Annotated in this window: 3 protein-coding genes; 1 reads left to right on the top strand and 2 read right to left on the bottom strand. The window is 69.7% G+C overall.

From position 1 onward, the window contains the following. The coding region (locus tag G3N99_RS38670; RefSeq protein ID WP_206125025.1) for an NAD-binding protein at positions 1-520 on the top strand (520 nt) is incomplete at its 5' end. 121 nt (positions 521-641) lie between these two features. On the opposite strand, the gene G3N99_RS38675 is transcribed toward G3N99_RS38670, so the two are convergent. Further along, positions 642-974: a hypothetical protein gene (locus G3N99_RS38675; protein ID WP_174936035.1), complete on the bottom strand. Its 333-nt coding sequence runs from the start codon at positions 972-974 to the stop codon at positions 642-644. A 221-nt stretch (positions 975-1195) separates the two neighbouring features. Beyond that, a partial coding sequence (locus G3N99_RS38680; RefSeq protein ID WP_206125026.1) for a cytochrome c occupies positions 1196-2362 on the bottom strand: 1167 nt, incomplete at its 5' end.

The raw sequence follows: 2362 nt of genomic DNA on the forward strand, positions 1-2362 counted from the left end.
TGGCGGCGCGCAGGCCGGCACGCTGACCTTCATGGTCGGCGCGGACGCCGCGCTATTCGAACGCATCCGCCCCGTGCTGCTCGACATGGGCAAGAACGTCGTGCAGTGCGGCGGCACGGGCACCGGGCAGATCGCGAAGATCTGCAACAACCTGCTGCTCGGGATCTCGATGATGGGCGTGTCGGAAGCGATGGCGCTCGGCGCCGCGCTCGGGATCGATCCGGCCGTGCTGGCCGGCATCATCAACACGTCGACCGGCCGCTGCTGGAGCTCGGACACGTACAACCCGTATCCGGGCGTGAGCGGCACCGCGCCGGCCGCGCGCGGCTACGCGGGCGGGTTCGCGGCGAACCTGATGCTGAAGGATCTCGGGCTCGCGACCGAAGCGGCGCGCAGCGCGCATCAGCCGGTGTGGATGGGCGCGCTCGCGCAGCAGCTCTATCAGTCGATGAGCCAGCAGGGGCTCGGTACGCTCGACTTCTCCGCGTGCGTGAAGCTGTACGAGGCGCCGCCGGCATAATCGCCGCAGCCTGCGACGGACGTGCGTCGACCCGCGATGTGCCTGAACGGCATCGCGGGTCGTTTTGCATGCGGGGGAAGAAAACCGCGGGCAGTGACGGCGCGTCAGCGCCGCCGGTCGCTCAACCGCGCGGGTTCGACGCCGTCTCGAAGGTCGGATGGCACTCGAACGCGAGTTCGGAGCGCGCGCCGACACGGCTGCCGCTCGTCAGCGATTCCTGCTTCATGCTCGCGCGCATGCCGCGCTGCGTGCAGTAGTTGGTGGCTTCGTCGACGGCCTTCGTATGGGCGTCGGCCCACGTCGTCGACACGCCGACCGTGCGCGTCGTCACGGTAAACACGTTCGGGTTCGACGTCGCGGTCACGTCGGAAGCGGTCGAACACGCGGCGAGCAAGCATGCAGCAGCCGCGACGGTCAACCATCGCAAGGTTCGAAAGGAAACTGGAGTGGACATGGGGGGCAAGCGCGCGCCGTTCGACGCGCATTGAGCAACATAGGCGACAGTATGCCTGCTCAATCGCCGGAGATCATGCCCCTTTCAGTGAACACATTGTTTCGAATGGTTAAACGATGATGAAATGGGGCAATATTTCCGCCCCATTTCCGGGCCAGATCGCGCCAGCCGGTAGTTTTGCCCGGTCGGTCTCCCGCCGCAGCCCGTTGCACGGCGGCCGATCAGTGCGCGGCTTCCTGCCGGATCCTGGCCGACGCTTCCGCCAGGTTCCGCCACGCCGGCTGTCCCGGCGCGTACCGCGCGCGGATATACGCGGCCAGCTCCGCCATCTGCCGGTCGTCGAATGCGTCGCCGAAGCCCGGCATGTAGCCGAGTTCGCCGGTGGCCGGCTGGTCGATCCCGTGATGCAGTACGCGCAGCAGGTTGTCCGGCGCAGCCTGGCTGACGCTCGTGTTGAGCCCCATCAGCGGGCGTACGCCGAAATGCCCGACGCCGCCCGATTCCGCATGACAGACCGCACACGCGGCGTCGAACGCACGGCGACCGTTCTCGAGGCCGAGCGTCGCAACGGTTTCCGCGCCGCGCGCCTGACGGGCGGCCGCGTCGGCGGCGGCCGCTGCGTCGACCGGCGGCGACAGGGACGCGAGATAGTGCGCGATCGCCTCGACATCGGCCTCGGGCAGCGCCGCAAGCCCCGCGACGACGGGCGCCATCGGCCCGGCCGCGACGCCATGCTGCGCGGAGAAGCCCGTGCGCAGGTAGTCGAACAGCGCGCCTTCGGTCCACGGCACCGGCGAAGCCGGCGACGCAACGAGCGGCGGCGCGACCCATCCCTCGGCCTCGCCGCCCGACAGGTATGCAACACCGCCCTTCTCCGCACCCAGCGCGTTGCGCGGCGTATGGCACGCGCCGCAGTGCCCGGCGCCGTCGACCAGATACTTGCCGCGATTCCACATCGCGGAGCGCGCCGGGTCCGGCGCGAACGGCCGCGCATCGTGAAACAGCCAGTTCCAGCCGGCGACGAGGCGCCGCTGGTCGAGCGGGAACGGCAGCTTCGTCTTCGGCGGCACGTGCTTCACCGGCGGCTGCGACATCAGGTACGCATAGAGCGCGAGCAGGTCGGGCTCGCTCAGCTTCGCGAACGCCGTGTACGGGAACGCCGGGTACAGGTGCGTGCCGTCGCGCGAGATGCCTTCGCGCATCGCGCGCGCGAACGCCGGATACGACCACGTGCCGATGCCGGTTTCCGGATCGGGCGTGAGGTTCGTCGTGTAGATCGTGCCGAACGGCGTATCGAGCGCGAGCCCGCCCGCGTTGGTCGCGCCGCCCGGCGCGGTGTGACACACCGCGCAATCGCCGGCGAGGGCGACCAGGCGGCCGCGCTCGAG

Source organism: Burkholderia sp. Ac-20392, from assembly GCF_017104585.1.
Classification (GTDB): domain Bacteria; phylum Pseudomonadota; class Gammaproteobacteria; order Burkholderiales; family Burkholderiaceae; genus Burkholderia; species Burkholderia lata.

What these genes read in the sequence shown, in the direction of transcription:
- G3N99_RS38675 (WP_174936035.1), bottom strand. Translation starts at nt 974, where the DNA reads ATGTCCACTCCAGTTTCCTTTCGAACCTTGCGATGGTTGACCGTCGCG.